A 25,107-nucleotide genomic window follows, 5' to 3' on the forward strand; every position below is an offset into this window, starting at 1 on the left:
CAATTTAAACTGTGACTGTCACTACGACTGTGACCGCGATCAAAACAAAATTAAATCATTCCAAATACATAAAAATTATGCTTATAGCTGAAAACCTGACCAAGAAATATGGCAATCATACTGCTTTGAATAAACTGAACCTTACTATTAAAGAAGGTGAAATCTTTGCGCTATTAGGTCAAAATGGTGCCGGAAAAACAACTACAATCCATCTTTTTCTGGGTTTTATTGAACCAACAGAAGGAGAACTGAAAATCAACGATATATCGGTTATAGAAAATGCTCAGGAAACCAAAAAATATGTTGCATACATTCCCGAAACGGTAATGCTTTACCCCAATCTTACGGGTTTAGAAAACCTGAAATTCTTCTCGTCTCTTGCCGGATTTAAATATTGTACCGGCGAATTGACTTATTTCCTGACCAAAGCAGGTTTGCAAGTCACTGCACACGATCAAAATCTTGGTGGTTATTCTAAAGGAATGCGTCAAAAAGTAGGTATTGCCATTGCAATTGCCAAAAGAGCAAAAGTTTTGCTGCTAGATGAACCTACGAGTGGATTAGATCCGAAGGCTTCAAACGAATTTTCTCAAATCCTGAAAGAACTTTCTGCAGACGGAACAGCAATATTGATGGCTACCCATGATATTTTCAGAGCCCGCGAAGTTGCTACTCATATTGGGATTATGAAACAAGGAAACCTGGTTACCGTGATCGAAGCTGATAAAATCTCGGCAAATGAACTGGAAGATCTTTATTTACAAACGGTATAAAAGGAAGTATAATTTCCATCATAATAAAAATGAAACACATATATCCCTTTTTATTGTTAATTATTGGCACACAATACTCACAATCTCAAAATGTTATTAAAAAAGTAACAGACAGTATTGTATCTGATTCCATAAAAATGGCAGGCAATGAATTGCAAACCGTTGAAATCGTGGGGCGTTCATCAAAAAAGTACAATAGTGAGTATTCGTTTGCTGCCACAAAAACTGCAGCATTAAACAAGGATATTCCGCAATCTATATCGACAATTACCAAAGAATTAATTGCAGATAAAGGTGCTTTTTATCTTGCCGATGCCGTAAAAATGGCAAGTGGCGTGATTCCGGCGAGTTATTACAATCAATATACAATTCGCGGTATTAGCCAAAATGAGGAAGGACAGATCATCAACGGAATGCGAACCCGTCAATATTACTTTTTACAGCCTTTAACCACTAATATCGAACGTGTTGAAGTGATTAAAGGTCCGTCGAGCGCCACATTCTCTTCTGTAGATCCGGGCGGAAGCATCAATCTGGTAACCAAAAAACCTTTGTCTGTTGATCGAAAAGAAGTAAGTCTGAGTGTGGGGAGTTTTAGTACTTTTCACGGAAGCTTAGATTTTACAGGACCTCTAAACAAATCGAAAACTCTTTTGTATCGTGTAAACGGAGCGTATCAGGAAGCCAAATCATTTCGTGATTTAGTGAGTAATAAGTCGTTTTTGATTTCTCCGTCTTTCAGTTATATCCCAAATGAAAAAACGGCCATTAATACCGAATTGATATTGAGCAACATGACCGGAATTCTCGATCGCGGACAGCCCATTTTTGGTGCTGTTGCAGGAGTTACCAGTTTAAATAAAACACCAATTAGTTTGAATCTGGGCGCACCAAGTGATTTTTTCAAGTCGAAAGAAATGATTTTTACGACGAGTTTTGCTCATAAATTCAGTTCTAAAATTGGTTTGAATGCCCAATATATGAAACAATCCTGGACAGAGGATCTTCAGGAACACAGAACCACAAACGGCTTTGCGGTTGATATCAACAATCAGCCCTTAACCAGTCTGGCTATGATGCAATTTGTACAACGCCAGCAATATTGGGACATCGACAATTTGAGTGCGTATTTTAATTTCGATTTAAAAACCGGAAAAATCAAGCATAAGCTATTGGCCGGATACGATTTAAGTTCCTGGAATAAAACCAAAGGCGGCGGACAAAATGCAGCAAGAGGTTATTTGCTAAAAGACGGAACTGTTGCGAATACTTTTGTTGCGGCAAACGCAGCCAACTATCAAACCACGACGATTGACGGTGTGATTTTACCAAAACCCAATGTCAATTACTTCAATCTTAATAATCCAACGTATACTATCACAAGCGCAGATGATTATACACTGAATGTGAGAACGGCATTGCCATCTGCATTAACGACCACAAATGCAATTTATATTCAGGATCAGATTCAGTGGGAGAAATTCACTTTTTTACTGGGTTTGCGAAACGAATGGTTTGAAGACATTACCAATTATGAATCAAACAACGAATTGACGGTTAAAAAATCGGCGTTGTTGCCTCGTGTAGGCGTGACTTATGCGGTCAACAATGAAATTAATGTTTACACTACTTATCTTGAAGGTTATCAGCCGCAATCGAATACAGTTACTTTAATGCCGCAAACCGGCTCCTTACCGGCCGGAAGTTTATTTGATCCGCTTCAAAGCAATTTGAAAGAAGTGGGTGTAAAAGCGACTTTCTTCAATAATTCGATGAGTTTTAACGCAGCCGTTTACGAGATCAATCAGCGTAATATTTTGATGAATGCCAATGATCCGGCCAATCCTGATTTATTAGTCACCAGAGGTGCCGAAAGAAGCCGTGGTTTCGAGTTTGATCTGGCAGGATATATCACAGCCGACTGGCAAATAAACGCTTCGTACAGTTATATCGATGCCAAAATTACAAATGATCGTGACGCTTCGCTAATTGGTGCGCGAAAGCAGAATACGCCAAAAAACAGCGCCAATTTATGGACACGTTATAATTTCAATTCCGATTCGGCTTTAAAAGATTTGGCCATTGGTTTCGGGATGCAATACCAGAGCAGCAAAGTGCCGTGGTTTACAAGAACTTTTACACTTCCTGATTTTACCGTTTTTGATGCCGCTGTTTATTACAAACCCAACAAAAGCAATATGCAAATCGCCCTTAATGCAGGTAACGTATTCAATAAAACATATTGGTTAGGCGCTCAGAATTATCTGAGATTATTTCCCGGAGCTCCCAGAAATTTTAGCCTGACTGTAACTTATAAATTTTAATTGGTATGAAATCACTACACACAGAAATTTTAATCGCCAAACATTTAAAGAACTCCGTTTTTAAGAATACGGCAGTTTTTATTATCACCCTTTTTATTGGGATTATTTTACTTTATGCGGCATTTTCAGGTTGGGAAAATTATACCAATCAAAACGAAACCAGCGAAAAATACCAGCACGAATCCAGAGAAGACTGGCTAAAAAATCCGGATAAAAACCCACACCGAATGGCACATTACGGAAATTTTGCCTTTAGAAAAAGTACGCCATTAAGTGTTTTTGAATTTGGTATGGAACAATTTTTTGGGAATGCCATTTTTCTGGAAGCACACAAACAAAATACCGTTAATTTCTCTGAAGCAGGATTTTCTAATAGTATGCTTCGATTTGGAGAAATCAGTATTGCTATGGTTTTACAAATTTTATTGCCTTTATTGATCTTTTTCTTAGGTTTTAATGCGGTCGCAGCAGAAAGAGAAGACGGAACTTTAAAACTGCTTTTAAGTCAGGGAATCAGTTGGAAACAATTATTAAGAGGTAAAATACTGGGAGTCGCCAGCGTTATTATGCTGCTTTTTATCCCAACCATTATTGTTTTGGTTTTTATCTGGTTGTTGCTGCAAAATTTTAGCATTTCTGCCGATGAAACGATCAAAATGCTATTGTTTATCGGGTTTCATTTTATTTATCTGATTTTCTTTTGCGTTATCGCGGTTTTGGTTTCTGCATCCAGCAAAACATCTAAAAAAGCATTGATTTCGCTAATTGGGATTTGGTTGGTTTTTACGATTATCCTGCCACGAACCACTCAGGCAATTGGCGCTTATATTTACGAAGCCTCGTCTAAAATCCAGTTTCAGAGTGATATCGAAAAAGATATTCTTAAACAGGGAGACAGCCATAACCCGAATGATTTGCATTATAAAGCCATTAAAGATTCCCTTTTAAGCGTTTACAAAGTCGATTCAGTACAAAAACTGCCTTTTAATTATTCCGGATTTATTATGACCGAAGGCGAGAAAATAAGTTCCAGGATTTACAATCAGCATTTAGAAAAATTACTTCAGGTGTACCAAAAGCAAAATAGCTTTTCTAAAATGGTTTCTTTCTTAAATCCATATATCGCGATGAAAAACTTATCGATGGGATTATCGAATACAGATTATGATTCGTACATCGATTTTCAGAAACAAGCCGAAGATTATCGCTACAACATGGCGCAAAAAATGAATGGTTTACAGGTAAAATATATTAGTAATAAAAAGCCCGGCCCCAACGACAAACCTTTGACTATTAATAAAGAACACTGGGCAGATGTAGCCGAATTTCATTATGAACCAAAGGGAATTTGGGACGTTTTAAAATCCGAAATTATTTCTGTTATATCTATAATTCTCTGGATAATATTGCTTTTTGTTTTCATTCGAATTGCAGCTAAAAACCTTAAAGCCATCTAATATGTTAGCATTACTTTTTAAAAATTTCATACGCTCTAAAGGAACCAAAATTGGACTGATTTTCCTTTTAGTAATTTGTTTTATAAGCCTTTTAATTGGTCAGCAATTTCAGCAAAAGCAACAGAATAATATTCAAGAAGCGGCACTTTATCAAAAAGAACATATTGCCAGAAATGCCGCTTTTCATAAAGATGAAATGGGGCTTCTGCTCTACTACATCAAATTTTCATTGGTGAATGCAACTTTGCCAGTTAATAGTTTGGCAATTGGCCAGAGAGATGTAAACCCGTCGATACAAAGTGTTACGATTCGTGGTTTGGAAGGACAGAAATACGACTCAGAGCTTAATAATCCTAATAATCTTTTGTCCGGAAATATCGATTTTAGTTTTGTATTGATTTATCTTTTTCCGCTTTTAATTGTTGTGTTTTCTTATAATCTGGTTTCAGAGGAAAAAGAAAGCGGTACCTGGAAAATTGTGGCTACACAAAGTCAGAATACTTTTTTATACATCCTGAAGTTATTCTATATTAGAATTTTAAGTTTAATTGCGCTTTTAACAATGGTACTTTTTATAGCAATTCTATTTTTGAATATTCCACTTAATCAAGCACTTTTCACCTTTTACGGTCTCGGAATTTTGTACATTCTTTTTTGGTTTGCCATAAGCTTTTTTATAGTTTCATTACAGAAAAATTCAAACTTTAATGCAGTTATTTTATTGACGATCTGGTTGTTTTTGATTATTATTTTACCAGCTACAATCAATACTTATATTGTCAATAAATTTCCAATTCCTGAAGCTCTGGAATTAACCGTAAAACAACGAAATGCCTATCATGAAAAATGGGATATGGATAAAAAAATAACGATGGATAAATTCTATAATCATTATCCGCAATTTAAAACTTATCCTTTGCCGGATAAAGAATTCAGCTGGCTTTGGTATTATGCCATGCAACAGGCGGGAGATGATGATTCGGCAAAGCAATCCCAGGAACTGGAGTATAAATTACAGCAACGCAATAAAGCGAGTCAGCTTATCGCGCAATTTATCCCTACGATGCATACGCAGATACAGCTGAACGAAATTGCCCAATCTGACTTAGGAAATCAGCTTTTATTTTTGAAAGAAACTAAGCAGTTTCACGAAAAAATGCGTTTGTATTTCTATCCAAAAATCTTTGACAATGCCGATGTGAGCAAAGAAAACTGGTCTAAATTTAAAGTGGAAACCTTTCATGATTCATCTAAAGTAAGTTTTGCAAAAGCATTTTTGCCTTTACTGTTTTTCAATTTACTATTGATGGGTTTTGGGTGGCGAAATTTTAACCGCAGGGTATTTTAACCGCAAAGCACGCAAAGGTTTACGCAAAGTTCGCAAAGGCTATATGCAAAGCTTTGCGAACTTTGCTTTTTTATAAAACCCTGCATAACAAAAAAACTTTGCGTGCTTTGCGGTTAAAAAAAAACTTACTTACTTTATAAACTGAATAATAAACCCACCTTTTGGAGCTAAATTATAATGCCATTTTGAAGTTATAGGATGAGTTTCTACTTTAAATTCCATTAAAGAATCTTTTCCTTCGGAGATAATTCTGAATTTTGAGAAGCCTTTGCCGTATTTTTTGAGATCTATAGAAATTGGCTCTGCTGCATTTGTACCATTTATCCCTACGATATAAGAAAGGTTGTCTTTTTGGCGAGCCAAAACTATCGATTTCCCGGGATCTGCAATAATATATTCTGTTCTATCCCAGGTTGCCGGCATTTCTTTCAATAAATTTTTAAGCGCATCAGGAAGTGAATTAAAAACCTCTTCCGAATCGGCAAAATGGATAATTCCTGATGTATAAATCATCGCCATAGCCAACTCATGTGTTGCCGTATTTAAACGTGTGTATTTTCTAAAAGTCAATGCAAAGGGCGTATAATCAGCAGGTCCGGCTACATTTCTTGTAAAAGGTAATACTGTATTTTGTTCTGCTGCTTTTTCAGGGAATCTTGGTTCATAAAAATAACTTTCGGTTCCTAAAATAGCTTCTGCCGTTACAAAATTCGGCCATGTTCTATGCCAGCCTCTTGGTATTGTTGTACCATGTAAATTAACTAACAAATGTTCTTTGGCAGCATCTTCAAAAACACCTTGCAGTGCAGCCATAACCTCTTGGCGATCTGAGCACCAAAAATCTATTTTAACGCCTCTTACGCCCATTTGAGCCAATTCTTTGAACCTGTTTTTTCTTTTTCCCGAATCAAAATACTCCGCCGAATATCCCCAAACTAATGGTTGAACTCCTTTTGATAATGCATAATCAATAATCTTTCCTTCTTTATTCGCTTTTTCCCATCCGGCATCAAAAAGCGTATATCTAAACCCAAATGAAGCCGAAACATCCGTGAATTTATTATACATTTCTGGCGTAAAATCTTCAGGATGTGACCACCATGACCATGCCGCTTTTCCGGGAATGATCCAGGAAGTATCTTCAATTTTTGAGGCCGGAGCTAAATCTGTAATCATAGTCGACAATAATATATCTCCTGCTTTATCGCCAATCATGATGACTCTCCAGGGCATTGTCCATGGCAAACTTGACTCAGGATAAACCTCTTTATCTGCTAAAGGCAACGTAAATTTTTCGTCTTTTTTAGCAAATCCTATGCTGTAAATTCCGCCCTTAGAATCAGGTAATAAATGACATCCGGGGAATGTACCGTCTGCTCCTGATTCTGCAATCAGCACCCAGTTTTTAGTATCATTTACATTAAAAAGTGCCGGCATACACCAACCCACAGATTCATTTCGCGCACCACTTATTGGATCTCCGGATTTTACATTTACATAAAAATCCTCATAACCTGGCGTATAATCTCCTGCTTTATTATAAGGTTGAAGCCAGCCTTTTGCATTTTGTTCGATATGAAATCCTGTAATTTCATTGGTAACAACTCTCTTTTGATTTTCCTTTTCAGTGAATTTATATCTAAAAGCAACGCCTTCTGAGCCTGCAATTAAATCTATTGTCATAAAAGCACCTTGTTTGTTTTTGAATGTTACGCTTTTGCTTTTAAAGACATGATCTGCGACTTTATTATTAGCCACTTTAAGTTCATATTTTTCACGCTTTTCTTCAACAGGCGAAACTTTTTCAACCGACAAACCAGCTGTAAAATCATTATTTTCCAAACTCAAACCAAGTGGAGAATCCAGAATTATCGTTTTATCCTTGCGCGTAACGGTATAAGACAACTTTCCATCTTGACTTAAAGACAAAGTAATCTTATTTAGATTGTCCTTAGACTTCAGGTCAAGTGCAGTATTTTGGGCTTTACCACTTGTCAGCACAAAAAATACTGCGGGTATTAGCAAATTTAAAGATCGATGAAGAATCATTTTTTTCATTATATAGTTTTTAGAGATTAGTTTTTAAATTTTATTGTTTCGTAAAGTTTTTTAGTCACGAATTCACGAATTATTTTCTTCACGCAGATTTAAAAAGATTTAAGCTGATAAGTACATATCTATTTAATAAAAATCTAAAATTAAATTTGCTCTAATCTGTCACCCGAGCGATAGCGAACAGACGAAGTAAATCTGCGTGAAAAAAATCATTTTAATCCTCATCATCGGTGGCATATTTTAGATTCATGACATCAAAACTATAGGTAATCGTTTCATTATAAAATTCTCCGGATCCGAATATAGTATTCGAAAAATGCTCGTGATTTGGACTATCCGGATAATATTGGCATTCTAAACATACTCCGTCAAAAGGTTTGTACAACTTAGAATGTTCTCCCATTATTTTACTGTTTAAATAGTCTCCTGTATACAATTGCACGCCGGGATACGAAGTCTGTACACGCATTTTTCTTCCTGATTCTTCTTCTGATAATTCGCAAACAAAATCAGGTTGTGTTTTATCTTTATCAAAAATGTAAAAAACATTCAGTCCCTTGTTTTGCATGACTTCACCTAGCTTTTTATTTGAAAATGAAAGTTTATCTGCAGCAACAATTTCTCCTGTAGGAATATAATCAGGCGTACTTTCTAATATAGAATTTGAGCGAATGGTAAGATGATGGTTCTGTATTTTATCCCTGCAGCCTGATAAATTGAAATACGAATGATTGGTGAAATTTAGTAGAGTTTTTTCATCAGAAATAGCCAGATATTTGATTTTTAATTCATTTCTGTTGGTCCAATTATAAATAACTTCGGTTTTTAAATTTCCGGGGAAACCTCCTTCTCCATCTTTGCTGTCAAGCGTAAAAATTACGTCATCATCTATTACAAGAAAATCAAATACTTTGCTGTTGAATCCTGCTGAACCGCTGTGATTATTGTTTTTGCCATCATTTTTATCCAGATGATAAATTTTATTTCCAATAGAAAATTCGGCATTATTGATTCGGTTAGAGAAACGTCCGATGGTTGCACCTATATAACAGTTATCATTTATGTATCCTTTTAAAGTTGGAAATCCCAAAACCACATTTTCCTTCTTTCCGTTTTTGTCCGGTACTACTATGGACTTTACTATGGCTCCATAGTTAAGTAGTTCAACGTAGTTTCCGTGAACATTGGTTAGTTTGAATTTAAAGATTTCTCTGCCATCGCATACGCCAAAAGGTTCGCATACAATCTTATTAATAGGATTCATATTGTTTTAAAAAAGGGATTGAAAACATCATTGTTATTCTAATGTTTCAAATGTAATCCTGATTATTTTTATCAAAATGGACATTTTTTCTAAAAACATGGATTAAATTACGATATTTGAAAAATAGTCTCATCCAAATGAAGAATTCATCACAAAAGGAAAAAATAAAAGTTAGAGAAGGTTTTTTAGGACAACGCATGATCGTGATCCCTAAAAACATCCTTTCGAGCATCAAAAAGAATGCGCTTATTGCCAGTTTGTATTTTACGGATATTGGCGTTTTCCCTAATGCAAGCCACCACTCGATGAAACGAAAACACGGAAGCAAACAATACATCCTGATTTATTGTTATAAAGGCGAAGGTATTATCAGTAAAGAAAATAAAACCATAACGCTAAAAGCGAATACCTTTTATATAATACCTCCTGAAGTGGCGCATGACTATTATGCTTTGAAACAAAATCCGTGGAGTATTTACTGGATTCACTTTACCGGGCCTCAAGCACCGCATTTCTATGAGAAATTCATCACCGAATTTCCAGACACAGCGCCGCAATTATCACTGGAAGAAAGACGTATCGAACTTTTCGAAAATATACTGGATGTTATGGAAGACGGTTACAGTGCCAGTAATCTTGAATATGCCAATCTCTCGTTATGGCAACTATTGAATGCTTTTTTATATGAGCGATTTTTCATCAAAAAAAACAAGATATTTTCAGAGGATAATACTATTGAGTCCTCCATTGACTATATGAAAAAACATTTGGATTTATCCTTAAAAATCAATGATGTAGCGGCTTATTTCAACTACTCGTCATCGCACTTTTTTACCTTGTTTAAGAAGCAAACCGGCTACTCTCCTATACATTATTTCAACTATTTAAAAATGCAGAAAGCCTGTCAGTACCTCAGCTTTACCACTATGAGTATAAAGGAAATAAGCTTTGCTTTAGGGTTCAATGATCCGTTGTATTTCTCTCGTTTATTCAAAAAAATAATGAGTACTTCACCCATACAATACCGTACTGAATACAAGCAGTAACGCAATTGTTTTCGTATTTTAGCCCAAAGCATCAAAAAATCGTATTATAGTCCATCTATTCAAAAAAAATATCCATAAATCAAAGGTTCCTATTCCGCTAATTTTACAAAAGCTATTAAAACCTTTTTATGAAAAATTATAATTATACCTTTTTACTATCAATTAGCCTTGTTGCAGCATTGGGTGGTCTACTCTTTGGTTACGACTGGGTTGTAATAGGTGGTGCAAAACCATTTTACGAAATTTATTTTGGCATTTCAGATTCTCCGGCTTTACAAGGCTGGGCCATGAGTAGTGCCCTTGTAGGCTGTGTTGCGGGAGCAGCAGTTGCCGGAAAACTGGCAGATACCTACGGAAGACGCCCAATGTTGATTGTTGCCGCAGTATTATTCTCTATATCGGCAATTGGTACCGGAGCTTCAGAAACCTTTACCATATTTATTATCTGGCGTATTATTGGCGGTATCGGGATTGGGATCGCCTCTACAATTTCGCCCTTATATATTGCCGAAATCGCTCCGCAGGAAACACGAGGCCTTTTTGTATCGATCAACCAACTTACTGTAGTAATAGGTATTCTTGCCGCACAAATTACCAATATGTTGATTACCGAGGTTATTCCTGCAGGTTATACGCATGCCGAAATTTTGGCTTCCTGGAACGGACAAACCGGCTGGAGATGGATGTTTTGGGCAGGATTTTTCCCGGCCGTTTTATTCTTTATTCTAATGTTTTTAATTCCTGAAAGCCCCAGATATCTGGCTAAAAAAGGAAATTACGATTCGGCAGAAAATACACTTACAAAAATTGGAGGTTTGGCCTACGCCAAAGAAGCTTCTGTAAAAATAAAAGAAACTTTTACGCATGAAACCGAGAAAACCGATTTCAGAATGTTGCTGGACAAAAAAGCTTTACCAATACTTGTTATAGGGATTGTATTAGCTGCTTTTCAGCAATGGTGCGGTATTAATATCATTTTCAACTATGCTCAGGAAATCTTTGTTTCAGCGGGTTATAGTATCAATGATTTGTTCATGAATATTGTCATTACCGGAAGCATCAACCTTATTTTTACTCTTGTTGCGATGGGAACTGTAGACAAAATTGGTCGTAAAAAACTAATGCTTTTTGGTTCCGGTGCACTTGCTGTAATCTATGCTTTATTGGGTTATTTTTATTATACCAATGTAACCGGTTTCCCTTTATTATTACTAGTATTGTTAGCCATCGCTATTTATGCAATGTCCCTCGCTCCTATTACCTGGGTAATTTTATCTGAAATTTTCCCTAACCGAATCAGAGGTGTTGCGATGTCTGTAGCCACATTTGCACTCTGGATCGCCTCTGCGCTTTTAGTACAAACCTTCCCTATTTTCAATGAATATCTGGGTACATCAGGCACTTTCTGGTTGTACGGGATTATCTGTGCCTTAGGATTCGTGTTTGTATTTAGAAAACTTCCTGAAACCAAAAACAAAAGTCTTGAAGAGATTGAAGAACTGATGGTTTCTGATAAAAATTCAAAGAATATTCAATAATTTAAATTTCATTACATCATGCAAAAAGTAAATGTTTGGAAGGAAAAAATAATCCTACCAACCTATGAGGTGGGCAAACCTGAAAAAAATCCTGTATTCATTGAAAAAAGAGTTTATCAGGGAAGTAACGGATCTGTATATCCTTATCCGGTTATTGAAAAAATCGCAGACGAAAAAGTCGATAAAGAATATCAGGCCGTTTATCTTGAAAATGAGTTTGTTAAAATAATGATCTTGCCTGAACTTGGCGGACGTGTGCATATGGCGTACGACAAGACCAAAGAACGTCATTTTGTATATTATAATCAGGTTGTAAAACCAGCATTAGTAGGACTTACAGGCCCTTGGATTTCGGGCGGAATTGAGTTTAACTGGCCGCAACACCACAGACCAACGACTTTTGATCCGGTAGATTTTACCATCAAAGAACATGAAGATGGAAGCGCAACAGTTTGGTGCAGCGAGGTTGAACGTATGTTTAGAACCAAAGGTATGGCAGGATTTAGATTATATCCTGACAAAGCATATTTAGAAATCAAAGCGCAATTGTACAACAGAACTTCGTTCCCACAAACCTTTTTATGGTGGGCAAATCCTGCGGTTAAAGTAAACGACGATTATCAATCGGTTTTTCCACCGGATGTAAATGCTGTTTTTGACCACGGTAAACGTGATGTTTCGTCTTTTCCAATTGCAAAAGGAACATATTATAAGGTAGATTATTCACCAGGAACTGATATTTCGCGCTATAAGAATATTCCAGTTCCAACCTCTTACATGGCGATTGCGTCTAAATATAATTTTGTGGGCGGATACGAAAATGATTCAAAAGGCGGATTATTGCACGTAGCCAACCACCATGTTTCTCCGGGAAAAAAACAATGGACTTGGGGACATGGCGATTTTGGTCGTGCCTGGGATCGTAACCTTACCGATGAAGATGGTCCGTATATCGAATTGATGTGTGGAGTTTACACGGATAATCAGCCTGATTTTACGTGGATTATGCCAGGTGAACAAAAAGATTTTACACAATATTTTATGCCATACCGTGATTTAGGTATTGTGAAAAATGCGACCAAAAATGCAATGGTTAATCTGGAAAGTATCGACAATAAATTAGTGATTAAAGCCTATACAACGGGCGTTTACCCAAATACTACTGTTACTTTAAAAAATAACGACACTGTTTTATTCCAAAAACAATACGATGCTTCTCCCTACAATTCATTCGAAGAAACGATTGATTTTGAGAATACTTCTTTAGAAGGATTATCGATTTCAGTAACTGATGCTGATAATAAAGTTTTGGTTGATTGGATTTATGAAGGACAAAATGAAGACGAAATTCCTGAAGCCGCAAAACCTGCCCTTGCTCCGGAAGCTATCGAAAGTAATGAGCAATTGTTCCTTACAGCGCAGCATTTAGAGCAATACAGACACGCTACTTATAGTCCGATTCCGTATTACAAAGAAGCTATAAAACGTGATGCTGGCGACGTTCGTTCGAATAATGCAATGGGATTATGGTTTATGCGAAGAGCTAAATTTACAGAAGCTGAACCTTATTTTAGAGCGGCTATCAAAACTTTGACGCAAAGAAATCCGAATCCGTATGATGGAGAACCTTATTTCAATTTAGGTTTATGTCTTAAATATCAAGATAAAAACAAAGAAGCTTATGATGCTTTTTATAAAGCAACATGGAATGCGGCCTGGCAAAATCAAGGTTACTTCTATGTAGCCCAACTTGACGCATTAAATGGTGATTATGAATTGGCTTTAACACACATCAAAAAAGCAATTTCTAAAAACACCGAAGATCATAAAGCGTTGCATTTACAAGTCGCTTTCCTTAGAAAATTAAACCAAAAAGAAAAAGCGCTTGAACTTGCGAATAATTATCTAGAAAATGATTGTTTCAATTTTGGATTACTTTTCGAGAAATATATTTTAAGCAATGACAAAAAAGACCTTGCGTATTTTAATTCATTAATCAGAAACAACATTCATACGTATATAGAATATGCATTAGATTATGCTGCTGCAGGTTTCTATCAGGAAGCTGTAAGTTTATTAACCGAAGGGTTAAAAGACGAAGAAACGTATCCAATGGCGTGGTATTATGCAGGTTCGTTCTATGAAAAATTAAATGATTTCGGTCAAGCCGAAAAATGCTTCAAAATGGCGTCTCAGGCAAAACCAGATTATTGTTTTCCAAATCAGCTTGAAGCTGCATTGGTACTTCAAAATGTAATTGAGAAACAAACCAATGATGCAAAAGCTTTGTATTATTTAGGAAACTTCTGGTACGCTTCTAAATATTATGATGATGCAATTTCTTGCTGGGAACAATCGGTAGCTATCGATGATACTTTCCCGACTGTGCATCGTAATTTGGCTTTGGCGTATTACAATAAATTAGAAAACGAACAAAAAGCGCTTGCCAGTTTAGAGAAAGCATTCTCATTAGATTTAGAAGATTCAAGAATCCTAATGGAATTGGATCAATTGTACAAACGTTTGAACAGGGATTTGGTTTTCAGACTGGCTTTCTTAGAGAAACATTTAGAATTGGTGATTCAGCGTGATGATGTTTATTTAGAAAGAGTGGCTTTGTACAACCTTTTAGGTAAACACGATAAAGCCCTAACTTTATTACAAAACCGAATTTTCCATCCGTGGGAAGGTGGCGAAGGAAAAGTAAGCGGACAATATCTCACCAGTTTAACTAAAATTGCCAAACAACAAATCTCAGAAGGCAATTATGATAAAGCCATTGAGCTTTTAGAACAAGCGCAAACTTATCCTGATAATCTTGGCGAAGGAAAATTACCGGGCGCTCAGGAAAATGATATTCATTACTGGTTAGGTGTTGCTTTCGATAAAAAGAACAATCAAGAAGAAGCCAATAACTGGTGGCATAAAGCCACTCAGGGATTAGAAGATCCAACGGCAGCGATTTTCTACAACGATCAGCAACCGGATAAAATTTTCTATCAAGGTCTGGCTTTCTTAAAATTAAATGATCTTGCTGAAGCCAATAAACGTTTCGAAAAGCTGGTGGCTTACGCTCAAAAACATCTAAACGATCATGTTATGATTGATTATTTTGCGGTATCACTACCTGATCTTATGATTTGGGAAGATGACTTAGACAAACGAAATAAAATTCACTGCTTGTACATGCAGGGATTAGGGCTTTTAGGTTTGGATAAAAAAGCAGAAGCTGAAGAAACTTTTACAACCGTTCTTTCTGAAGAAAAAAGCCATTCAGGCGTTACCATACATTTGTCTTTATTGAAAAATGAAGAATCCGTTTCTGTTTAAGTTAGTATAGGTATTTTAAACAGTTAGACCTGAAAGGCTTAAAATATTTCGGGTCTTTGGGAATAAAAAAAGGTTTGATGATTAATTTCATCAAACCTTTTTTGTTGTTTTTTTTTGAGTACTGAATATGGTACGCGGATGATACGGATTCGCTTCGCGAAAACGCGGATAAAAACGGATTTTTTATTTTACTTTCATATTAGCTACTCGCAATCTTGTCATCCTGAGGCACGAAGGATCACACACGTAGCTCTACAAAGATTGGTGATTCAGATTGCGGAGTTTCTAGTGTAATCCTTCGTGCCTCAGGATGACAAACTGTATGCGCAAATAATAGAATTAAAATCTGTGGGCAATTTTTGCAAAATATAAATCTATTTAATCGGTCTATCTTCTAATTTACTCCCCCATTGCTTATTAGGCTTTCCTCCCATAACAAATTCTAAAGTTCCTCCGGCATCAATATCTGCTTGATTAATAAAGGTTTTGTTATAACTTTTCCCATTCAGTTTGGCGCTTTGGATATAAATATTTTTATCAGAAACGTTCTTGGCTATAACTTTAAAAATCTTTCCATCTTTCAATTGAATAGAAGCTTCTTTAAGTAAAGGCGATCCAATAACATAAGTACTACTTGCAGGATTAACAGGATAAAAACCAATGGCACTAAATATATACCAGGCCGAAAGTTCTCCACAATCGTCATTACCGGAATAACCGGATGAAGTGGTATTGTACATTTTATTCAAAATTTCGGCTACGTATTGTTGTGTTTTCCAGGGTTGTCCTGCGTAATTATACAAATAAGCGATATGATGACTTGGCTCATTTCCGTGTGCGTATTGACCGATGAAACCTGAAGCGTTGTCATTTACTTCTTCGGGTTTGTCTTCTAAGGTGAAAAAAGTATCTAGTTTTTTGGTGAAAACATAATCGCCGCCCACTAAACCTACAAGTCCTTTTACATCTTGCGGAACATACCAAAAGTATTGCCAGCCATTGCCTTCTGTAAACGGATATCCGCCATTTGCGCCGTATTTTAAAGGATCAAATGGACCAATCCAATTGCCTTTGTCGTCTTTGGCTCTAAAAAATCCTATTTGTTTGTCGTATAGATTTCTATAAAATTGAGAACGTTTTGTAAAATGATTGTAATCATCTGTTTTACCCAGTTTTTTCGCTAATTCGGCCACGCACCAATCATCGTAAGCCATTTCTAAAGTCAATGAAACCGACTGGGATTTTAGATTCTCAGGAATATAACCGTACTTTTCCCAAAGACTAAATGGTGATCCCGGATGTTCACGTGTTGACGAATTCTTTACAGCTTCGAACGCTGCTTCGGTATCAATTCCTTTTAGATTTTTAAGAACGGCATCAACCACAACCGGAATGGCGTGATTGCCTATCATACAGTAATTCTCCTGTCCCCACAATTGCCAGATGGGTAAATAACCAAAGACTTTATAATATGCCAACATACTATTTACAAAATCAACCGAACGTTCTGGCTGCGTTATAGTGTATAATGGATGTGCACCACGATAGGTATCCCATAAAGAGAATGTTGAATAATAAGGTTTGGATGAATTTCTGGTGGTAAAATCGGCTGCGGGGTAATCTCCGCTCAAATCTGATAAAGTATTCGGCTGGATGAAAGTATGGTACAAAGCAGTGTAGAAAATTTGCTTTTGCTCTGGTGTTCCGTCAATTTTTATCTTGCTGAGTTCTTTTTCCCAAACGGCATCGGCAGCATTTACGGTTGCATTAAAATCCCAATTAAGAATTTCAGCCTGAACATTCAAACGTGCATTTTCGATACTTGTGGCAGAGATTCCAACTTTTACCAAAACTTCTTGTTGTTTTGAGGTATCAAAATCTAAAATAGCTCTAATTGCATTTCCGTTGACTATTTTAGCATTATCATAAATATTTCCGCCATCTCTAACATGATTACGGATTATAGGTTGCGAGAATTCAGCGTGAAAAAATACTTTTCGCATTGGCGCCCAGCCCGTGATAACGCGATATCCTTCGATCGTATGATCATTAGGAAATGAAAGCTGTGATGCAATAATACGTGTATTCCAATCTGATTTTTTCATCGAATGATCTAAATCGATCACGATATGAGCTTCTTTACTTTTAGGAAAACTGTATTTATGAAAACCGGCGTGTGTAGTTGCAGTAAGTTTTGCTCTTATCTGATAATCTAACAATTCTACACTGTAATAACCGGGTTTAGCCGATTCTTTTTCATGAGAAAATTTAGACTGATACGCATTTTGTCCGGCTTCTTCTTTGACTATTGCGCCACTAAATGGCATCAACATAACATCAAATAATTCGGCTACTCCGGTTCCGCTTAAATGGGTGTGACTGAAACCTGCAATAGTGGTGTCGTTATAATTATAACCGCTGGCAACGCTCCAATCCGGAGTATTTCTCGTGTCAGGACTCAATTGCACCATCCCAAATGGAACTGTTGCTCCGGGATAATTATTCCCCGAAAGCGGCGAACCATGTGCTGCTCCCGTACCTATGAAAGGGTTTACGTGCGAGGTTATTTTTTCTGTGGTTTGTGCTCCCAGGACTATTGAACTTAATAGTGTTCCAAAGAGCATTATTTTAGTAAAATTCATTGTTTAGAATTAAATTAGTAAAACATGATTTCATTCTTTTATTGAATAGGCTCCAGCTTTAGCTGGAGATTTTAAGAATTGAATATAATAATGGCTTTAGCCAAAATACTTTAAGATTTCGGCTAAAGCCATATTTGAGATGAATTTCTATTACCTTCAGCTAAAGACGGAGTCTATTCAATGTAGTAGATCTAACAGGTTTTAAAAACCTGTTAGGTCTACTTAAATTCTACAAATTATAATTTAGAAGATGTAATCTCTTTCATTTCTCCGTTTACCTTCACTTTTACCTTTGTTGGTACAGGAGATAAAACTTCATATTTCGTTACTTTACCTTTTTCCCATTTAATGTTTATGGTAAAGTTTCCTTCGGCTTTAAGTCCTTTTACTTCTCCTTTGTTTAACCAGGCATCCGGCATTGCAGGCAATAATTCTATAAATCCGGCGTGACTTTGAATTAGCATTTCACCAATTCCGGCAGATGCACCAAAGTTTCCATCAATTTGAAATGGTGGCCCTGCAGAAAGTAAATTGGCATACACACCGCCACCAGGACCATAGTTAATATTGGTATCGCGTGTTTGTCTAAGTATTGTTTTAAATAATTTATAAGCTTTGTTTCCATCTTTTAAACGAGCCCAAAACAGCATTTTGTATGCAATTGACCAACTTGTTCCATCATCTCCTCTTACTTCAAGCGTTTTTTTAATTGCGTCAACCAATTCTGGTTTGTTTTCAGGAGTAATCAAAGATCCCGGGTATAAACCATATAAATGAGAAATATGACGGTGTTGAGGATCTTCTTCTTTATAATCTTTCAACCATTCCATGATTCGTCCGTCAGGGCTAACAACTCCCGGAGGCGGTAATAATTTTAATTGTTTGTCTAATTCAATACTCAAATCATTATCTAAACCAAGTTTTTTAGAGGCTATTATCACGTTATTAAACAATTCGCGAATAATTTGATTGTCTATTGTAGGTCCCATACAAACGTGCGACGCATCACCATTTGGCAATAAAAATGAATTTTCCGGCGATACTGATGGCGATGTTACTAACCAGCCCGTTTCAGGATCTTTTACCAACATATTTTTATAAAATTGTGCTGCTCCTTTCAAAATAGGATAAATTTCAGCCAAATATGCCTGATCATTGGTATACAAATAGTGGCTCCATAAATTGTTGCACAACCAGCCTGAACCTGATTTTGTGATTCCCCATGAAGCACTTTCTCCCGGCTCTGTAAAACCCCAAACGTTTGTAATAACGTGTGCAACCCAACCATCAGCATTGTAATAAGCTTTGGCTGTTTTTTCTCCATTTGGTACCAAATCTTTAGTCAAATCTTTTAATGGAAGATTCAATTCTGATAAGTTTGCGGTTTCTAAAGCCCAGTGATTCATCTGAACATTTACATCCAGATGATAATCGGCGTTCCATGGTGTTTGTACATCTTTCGCCCATAATCCCTGCAAGTTTGGAGGCAACAATCCTAGTCTGGTGCTGCTGATACTTAAATAACGTCCGTATTGATAAAACAAAATTGGAAGCGCTGTATCTGCATCTGGTTCTTTTACAAAAATATCCAGGCGCTCATTGGTTGGTAATGTTTTCTTTGCGCTTTTTCCGAAATTTAAAGTCAAACGATTGAATAACTTTTGGTAGTTTTCAACATGTTTTTTCTTCTGATCCTGATATTTCGTTTGCATCGCTGCATCCAAAACTTTATCTGTAGTAATTTCGAAATTTTTATCTTTATAATCTGTTCCTGCAGAAATAAAAATCACAACTTCTGTAGCATTTTTTATTTCAATTTTATTGTTAGTATATAAAGCATTTCCATCTACTTGCTGAGTTTTTACTTTTGCTTTATATTTCATTCCTTTTCCGTCGGTTCCGTTGTTAAGCTGACCTGTCATAACCAGCGAATTATCAGAGCCATTTACAGTTTTAAAACGTTCTGGTCGATCTAACTGAATAGTAAAATTTAGTTTTCCTTTTTTGCTCGAAGTTAATTTGATAAAACCTGCATCGTCGCCAAATCCTGTAAAATATTCACGCTTATACGTCACGCCGTCAATTATAAATTGAGTTCCGGCAACTGCGGTTTGAATATCCAGATTTCTGCTGTAATTAACCGGTTTTGACTGGGTTTTATAATCAAATTTCAGTGTCAGATCTCCCAAAACCTGATATGCTCCAAAGGGTACATCAGCTCCATTTCCACTTCCGGAACCTGCTCCTGTACAGATAAAATGCTGATCGATTAGTTTTTGAGCTTCCTTATTTTTATTCTCCAATAACAATTGTCTTATTTGTGGCAAAAAAGAATATGCTTTGTAATTGTTGGCATCTTGCGGGCCTCCGCTCCATAAGGTAATTTCATTCAAAACCAATTTTTCGGTTGTTACTCCGCCGTCCGGCATAATTCCTAAACGTCCGTTTCCTAATGGCAATGTTTCTTCCCATTGAGAGGCTGGTTTGTTATACCATAATTCTAGTGGGTTATTTTGCGAATAGCCTAACAAGGGCAATAGTATAAAAAGCAGTGCTTTAAATTTTTTAATGTTCATAATTCTATTTTTAAAGTATTTTGCAATGTTTATTAAACCTGTCAGGTTTGTGTTTAGAATAATTTCTTATTTATTGTATGGAATAGCTTTTATAACCGGTTTTTCTCCATTTTTCAAAAGTGCTTCATCAAATTCTACGGTAATTTCTTTGCTTTCTCCTTTTAGTAAAGTAAAATAACTATCGCTTACAATTGCTGGTAAAATCTGAGCTCCGGTTTTATCATTTAATGCCTGAATGTGCACTCCAAATGCAATTCCTGACGGACTTGAAACTTTAGCTTTTACAAAATATTTCCCATTTTGCTTTACGACTTTACTGGAAACATTTACGTTTGCTTTTGGCAATGTATTCAAATCGGTGAAGTCTTTCATGTTGATTCCTCTCCAATAAAAATTCTCACTAATTAATTTGTTTTGGGCGTCTTTTAATTTTAATCGAATAAAATGTACCGGACTCAACTCTGAAGTATTGGCATCGGCACCAAAAACTTTAAAATCATAAAGTGAATATCCCCAGCCTGAGCCGCGTTTTATGCCTAACATTCGAACATAACGGGTTTTTATTTCATCAAACGAAATGGTTTCGATTCCTTGTTTTCCCTCTTTTATAACGCTGGCATCTGCCCAGTTTTTAGCATCTGTACTTACCTGAATTTTATATTCTTTTCCGTATGCATTTTCCCAGTTTAAAACCACTCGGTTTACGGTATATTCGTTTTCCAGATCAACGTAAATCCATTCGTCGTCTGTTGATTTACTTGCCCAACGGCTGTTAGAATCTCCATCTGTAACGTCTCTGGTATTTCCTCCATCTGTAGAAGAAGCTGTTGCATTTTTCTGAAAAGCAAGATCTTTTTGATTCGAATAAAACGGAATCACAAAACTTTCTGTCGCTGTATTCGAATACGAATCTACTACGGCCTTTTGGTTGAATTTTGCTGCCGATTTTCCATCCAGATTATAAACCGTTGCTTCGGCATTTAGATTTTTGAAATCAGTTCCTGTAGTATTAATTACTTTAACCGAATTATTCACCGAATTCCACTGAATGTGCATAGGCTCACAAGCCGATTTTACGCCCCAATATGCTCCTGTCAGATCATAATAATAATCATACGTTTGCCAAACCATACTAGGATAAGAGGATTGACTCATCCAGATCATAATCCCTGATGCATCTTCCCACATATGATCTAACCAGCCTTCGTACATGGCTTTGTTGGTTTCGATATTTAACAACTGGCCTTTTGTGGTATATTCTTCGAGATTATTTGGTTTTCCGTAACGTTCTGTGATGCTTTTATCATAATTATCCGGTGATGCATTAAAGGCTTTTTGCCCAAAGAAATGTTTGTCCCACATATCGTTTCTTGGCCACCAGTCTTTTTCAGGAATAAATTTCTTGAAACTTTCGATGTTTGGAAAAACAGCTGTACCAATTTCGGTTCTTAAACCCCAACTTGGTCCGTCTCCCGTACCTACATAAGCCGCAGGATATTTGGTAAAATAAAACCTCGGATCTTTATTGCCCCAAAGTCCGCTACCGCTTAGGTTTCCGGTGTTTGAACATGGCTGATAATATCTGTCGTTATTATCAAACGTTTTAATGTTTTCAGCAATCCAGCCATTAAGCGGAGGTTGTGGTAATCCTTCGTTATTTCCGCACCAAACGGCAATACTCGCATGATTTCTTACTCGTTTTATTTTCTCAATTACATTGCTATTAAAAACATGAATGTCTAATGGCAGGTTTGGATTTGCATTGAGCCAAAAATCATCCCAAACCATAATTCCATATTTATCGCAGGCCTGGTAAAACTCATCATCTGTAGTCGAACCTAACCAGTTACGAATGATGTTGTAATTCATTTCTTTGTGGAGTTTTACTTTTAGATCGTATTCTTCTCCTCTGCAACGAAGCATATATTCGCTCATTCCCCAGTTTCCTCCTTTTAGAAAAACGCGTTTTCCGTTTATGGAAACATGCAAAACACCGCCTTCTGTATCGTAGGTATATTTTTTAATTCCGAAAGTTATTTTTTGCTCGTCTGAAACTGTATCACCTATTTTAAAAGTAAACCGACACGTATACAAATTAGGATCTCCGTAACCATTTGGCCACCATAATTTCGGGTTCTGAATAGAAAGTTCCGGAAATTGTTCTTTGCTTAAATTGACACTTGTAATTGCGTTGGCCTCTAAATTAATCTTTTTAGAAAAAGTAATGTTTCCGGGCATAATTACACCCGTAAGAACTCCTTCCTGATTTTGTGCCGATGAATTTTTAAGCTCTACTTTTACTTCAAGATCTGCGCGTGCGTTCGAAGGTAAGTTGGTGTGAATCCACGGATCTACAATTCTTACTTTGTCTGTATTGCTTAGAAAAACATCATCTGTAATACCGGAATTTAATCCTGGTACATAAGGCATCCAATCCCAACCGGCGCTTGAAATATAAGTTGGACTTCCGTAATTATTTAAGGGCAGCTTTGGGATACTTACCAAAATTGCCAATACATTTTTATCGTTGCGATGTACCAATTTTGTAATGTCAAATTTACCGCGTTGCATCATACCGCTTAATGTGGCCAGTTTTTTTCCGTTAAGGTAAACATCACCTTCACGATTGATTCCTTCAAAATTGAGCCAGATAATTTCTTTTGTAAAATTTGCAGGTACTTTAAACTCTGAACGGTACCAAAAACTACGATCGTATTTTGTTTTATCAACCTGATAAATATTGTCGCCGTAATTAGGATCTTTCTCTAATCCGCTTACGACATAAGAATTGAAAATAGTACCTGGAACAACGGCATTTACCCAATTGGTTCCGGAATAATTTGGGGAGAATATTTTAAGACTGTCCTGCCCTATTTCTGCTTGTGGTTTTACTTTCCAAACGATATCAGAAGAGTTTAAACTGACTTTGTTTTGAGCATAAATACTTAACGAAAAAGCATTTAAAACTAATAACCATATAAAAAAGTGAATATTATTGAACTTCATATTACTATTTGATTCGTTTACATTTTTGTAAACATTAAAAAAAAGAATGCCATTTTGGACTAAGTTTTTTCTAACAGAAAACTTCGTACTGTTATTACCTAAATCCAAAATGGCATTACAATCAAAACTGTGACTAACCAAAATCACATGACCAAAAAATAAAAAATTACATTATAACTGCCTTCAAAAACATTAATATCCTGGGTTTTGATTTTCCGGACCAATCTCATCGTTGAGCTTAATCTCGCCGATAGGAATAGGATAAAGGTTATGAAATGTAGCTATTGTACCGTTTTGTTTTGCCCATTTGTTGCGGGCTTTTACTAATTCTACCATTTTTCCAGTACGAATAAGGTCCATTCTTCTCCAGCCTTCAAAAGCTAATTCACGCATACGTTCATCCAGAATTTGATCTCTGAACTGAGCTTGAGAAAGTCCGCTCCACGCCATTCCTGCTGGTAATGTTCCTCCAAAAGCTCTTGTACGAACCTGATTCACATATCCTTCTGCTTCTGTTGTATTTCCTAATTCATTCAAACATTCTGCGTAGTTAAGTAATACATCCGAATATCTGATATAGGCTTTATTTTTACCTGAATTCCAAAATGACTGTTTTCCTTCTACACGAATATCTTCAAACTTTTTAATGTGCGGATCCAACTCATCACCCCCAAAACCTGCAGGAAGTGTTGGTTTAACTCCTTTATAAGTAAAATCATAACGAATACTTGCGTCTTTACGCATATCACCTGGTTCCCAAATTCCGCCATCCGTTTTATCTTTATAACAATATTGAGTAGGAAGTATAAGATCATAACCTCCAAAATAAGCATATTGGTTTATGTTTGCCAAAACTCTTGAACCTGTCTGCCATTGTATCTGGTTATTATCAGGCCAGTTATTATTATACTGCCATTCGTATAACGATTCTGAAGAATTAGCGTGATCCGGACTAAAAACATCTGCGTAGTTAGCCAATAAACTATATTTACCAGAAGTAATAACGGCTCCAAACCATTGCTTTGCTTTAGTATAATCACGGTATCCTGATGCTTCAGGAGCATATAAATATACTTTTCCTAAAAGTGCCTGAGCAACGCCTTTTGCAGGAAATGCAGGATTGCTTTGTGATGCAGGAAGTTTTTCGATTGCTCTTTCTAAATCGGCAACGATATAAGAATAAACCAAAGGCAGCGGCTGACGTTTTAAACCAAATTCTGCCGTTTTTGCTTTATCATTAATCGGTATTTCTCCCCAATATTGTGTAAGCTCAAACATTAATGTTGCTCTTAAAAAACTGGCTTCACCCAACAAAAGATCACGTTTTGCACTATCATCTTCGGTATTGGTTCCTAATGCTCTAATAGTTTGTGCAGCTACTTCAATAACTGGCCATCTGTCATTCCACAATTGCCCAATTGCCTGATTTTCCTGACTTAGAAAGCCATTGTATAAATCAAGTCCAGCCTGGTTAGCATCACCCGTTACCTGCAAAGCTCCTTGTTGTGCTTCGTCAGTACCAAGAGAGGTATAAAGTCCTGCACGGTCTTTTTGCATATTTCTCCAATTCGTTATGGCTCCCAAAAGAACAGGCTCAATTTTACCTAAACTGCCATAAGCCTGAGCAGCAGTAAGTGAACTTTGAGGTTCTTCCTCTAAAAAATCTGAAGAACAGGAGGTCGATAATATTGCCAGAGCCATAAAGGCTATAATTTTTGCTTTCATAAAATAATTTTTTAAATTAATTT

The 25,107-nt window shown here is 36.4% G+C and carries 13 protein-coding genes; 7 read left to right on the forward strand and 6 right to left on the reverse strand.

Annotated features, from left to right (window positions below; translation table 11 throughout):
- Nucleotides 1-77: 77 nt before the first annotated feature.
- Genes GIY83_RS10610 through GIY83_RS10625 form a run of 4 tightly spaced genes read left to right on the forward strand, consistent with a single transcriptional unit; the run spans nt 78 to nt 5,902 of the window.
- Nucleotides 78-773, forward strand: coding sequence for an ABC transporter ATP-binding protein (locus tag GIY83_RS10610; protein ID WP_208686872.1), 696 nt, complete (start codon nt 78-80; stop codon nt 771-773).
- Nucleotides 774-802: 29 nt separating this feature from the next.
- Complete coding sequence (locus GIY83_RS10615; RefSeq protein ID WP_208686874.1) at nt 803-3,097, forward strand: TonB-dependent siderophore receptor; 2,295 nt, start codon at nt 803-805, stop codon at nt 3,095-3,097.
- Between the two features lie 5 nt (nt 3,098-3,102).
- Nucleotides 3,103-4,554: a DUF3526 domain-containing protein gene (locus GIY83_RS10620; RefSeq protein WP_194616673.1), complete on the forward strand. Its 1,452-nt coding sequence runs from the start codon at nt 3,103-3,105 to the stop codon at nt 4,552-4,554.
- Nucleotide 4,555: 1 nt separating this feature from the next.
- Nucleotides 4,556-5,902, forward strand: coding sequence for a DUF3526 domain-containing protein (locus GIY83_RS10625; RefSeq protein WP_194616672.1), 1,347 nt, complete (start codon nt 4,556-4,558; stop codon nt 5,900-5,902).
- Between the two features lie 129 nt (nt 5,903-6,031).
- On the opposite strand, the gene GIY83_RS10630 is transcribed toward GIY83_RS10625, so the two are convergent.
- Together GIY83_RS10630 and GIY83_RS10635 are read right to left on the reverse strand one after the other, a co-directional pair.
- Nucleotides 6,032-7,960 carry a glycoside hydrolase family 97 protein gene (locus GIY83_RS10630; RefSeq protein ID WP_194616671.1) on the reverse strand — a complete coding sequence of 643 codons (1,929 nt, stop codon included), beginning with the start codon at nt 7,958-7,960 and terminating at the stop codon, nt 6,032-6,034.
- 211 nt (nt 7,961-8,171) lie between these two features.
- Nucleotides 8,172-9,221 carry an aldose epimerase family protein gene (locus GIY83_RS10635; protein WP_194616670.1) on the reverse strand — a complete coding sequence of 350 codons (1,050 nt, stop codon included), beginning with the start codon at nt 9,219-9,221 and terminating at the stop codon, nt 8,172-8,174.
- Nucleotides 9,222-9,358: 137 nt separating this feature from the next.
- On the opposite strand from GIY83_RS10635, the gene GIY83_RS10640 reads away from it, so the two are divergent.
- From GIY83_RS10640 to GIY83_RS10650, 3 genes are all read left to right on the forward strand, one after another.
- Entirely contained in the window at nt 9,359-10,267 is a 909-nt protein-coding gene (locus tag GIY83_RS10640) for an AraC family transcriptional regulator (protein WP_194616669.1), read from the forward strand.
- Nucleotides 10,268-10,395: 128 nt separating this feature from the next.
- Nucleotides 10,396-11,805 carry a sugar porter family MFS transporter gene (locus tag GIY83_RS10645; protein WP_194616668.1) on the forward strand — a complete coding sequence of 470 codons (1,410 nt, stop codon included), beginning with the start codon at nt 10,396-10,398 and terminating at the stop codon, nt 11,803-11,805.
- Between the two features lie 18 nt (nt 11,806-11,823).
- On the forward strand, nt 11,824-15,135 hold the full coding sequence (locus GIY83_RS10650; protein WP_208686876.1) for a DUF5107 domain-containing protein: 3,312 nt from the start codon (nt 11,824-11,826) through the stop codon (nt 15,133-15,135).
- 374 nt (nt 15,136-15,509) lie between these two features.
- Here GIY83_RS10650 and GIY83_RS10655 read toward each other — a convergent pair whose 3' ends face one another.
- The 4 genes from GIY83_RS10655 to GIY83_RS10670 all read right to left on the reverse strand — a co-directional run bounded on the left by GIY83_RS10655 (nt 15,510) and on the right by GIY83_RS10670 (nt 25,084).
- Nucleotides 15,510-17,777 carry a GH92 family glycosyl hydrolase gene (locus GIY83_RS10655; RefSeq protein WP_194616666.1) on the reverse strand — a complete coding sequence of 756 codons (2,268 nt, stop codon included), beginning with the start codon at nt 17,775-17,777 and terminating at the stop codon, nt 15,510-15,512.
- A 236-nt stretch (nt 17,778-18,013) separates the two neighbouring features.
- On the reverse strand, nt 18,014-20,353 hold the full coding sequence (locus GIY83_RS10660) for a glycoside hydrolase N-terminal domain-containing protein (protein ID WP_208686879.1): 2,340 nt from the start codon (nt 20,351-20,353) through the stop codon (nt 18,014-18,016).
- Between the two features lie 66 nt (nt 20,354-20,419).
- On the reverse strand, nt 20,420-23,359 hold the full coding sequence (locus tag GIY83_RS10665; RefSeq protein WP_194616664.1) for a discoidin domain-containing protein: 2,940 nt from the start codon (nt 23,357-23,359) through the stop codon (nt 20,420-20,422).
- Between the two features lie 192 nt (nt 23,360-23,551).
- Nucleotides 23,552-25,084: a RagB/SusD family nutrient uptake outer membrane protein gene (locus tag GIY83_RS10670; protein ID WP_194616663.1), complete on the reverse strand. Its 1,533-nt coding sequence runs from the start codon at nt 25,082-25,084 to the stop codon at nt 23,552-23,554.
- Nucleotides 25,085-25,107 lie beyond the last annotated feature (23 nt).

Origin of the sequence: Flavobacterium sp. SLB02, from assembly GCF_009664855.1 — a bacterium.
In the GTDB taxonomy this organism is placed as follows: domain Bacteria; phylum Bacteroidota; class Bacteroidia; order Flavobacteriales; family Flavobacteriaceae; genus Flavobacterium.

Excerpts from the sequence above, each read along its gene's own strand:
- GIY83_RS10610 (WP_208686872.1), top strand. The coding sequence starts at position 78 with ATGCTTATAGCTGAAAACCTGACCAAGAAATATGGCAATCATACTGCT.
- GIY83_RS10615 (WP_208686874.1), top strand. The coding sequence starts at position 803 with ATGAAACACATATATCCCTTTTTATTGTTAATTATTGGCACACAATAC.
- GIY83_RS10620 (WP_194616673.1), top strand. The coding sequence starts at position 3,103 with ATGAAATCACTACACACAGAAATTTTAATCGCCAAACATTTAAAGAAC.
- GIY83_RS10625 (WP_194616672.1), top strand. The coding sequence starts at position 4,556 with ATGTTAGCATTACTTTTTAAAAATTTCATACGCTCTAAAGGAACCAAA.
- GIY83_RS10630 (WP_194616671.1), bottom strand. The coding sequence starts at position 7,960 with ATGAAAAAAATGATTCTTCATCGATCTTTAAATTTGCTAATACCCGCA.
- GIY83_RS10635 (WP_194616670.1), bottom strand. The coding sequence starts at position 9,221 with ATGAATCCTATTAATAAGATTGTATGCGAACCTTTTGGCGTATGCGAT.
- GIY83_RS10640 (WP_194616669.1), top strand. The coding sequence starts at position 9,359 with ATGAAGAATTCATCACAAAAGGAAAAAATAAAAGTTAGAGAAGGTTTT.
- GIY83_RS10645 (WP_194616668.1), top strand. The coding sequence starts at position 10,396 with ATGAAAAATTATAATTATACCTTTTTACTATCAATTAGCCTTGTTGCA.
- GIY83_RS10650 (WP_208686876.1), top strand. The coding sequence starts at position 11,824 with ATGCAAAAAGTAAATGTTTGGAAGGAAAAAATAATCCTACCAACCTAT.
- GIY83_RS10655 (WP_194616666.1), bottom strand. The coding sequence starts at position 17,777 with ATGAATTTTACTAAAATAATGCTCTTTGGAACACTATTAAGTTCAATA.
- GIY83_RS10660 (WP_208686879.1), bottom strand. The coding sequence starts at position 20,353 with ATGAACATTAAAAAATTTAAAGCACTGCTTTTTATACTATTGCCCTTG.
- GIY83_RS10665 (WP_194616664.1), bottom strand. The coding sequence starts at position 23,359 with ATGAAGTTCAATAATATTCACTTTTTTATATGGTTATTAGTTTTAAAT.
- GIY83_RS10670 (WP_194616663.1), bottom strand. The coding sequence starts at position 25,084 with ATGAAAGCAAAAATTATAGCCTTTATGGCTCTGGCAATATTATCGACC.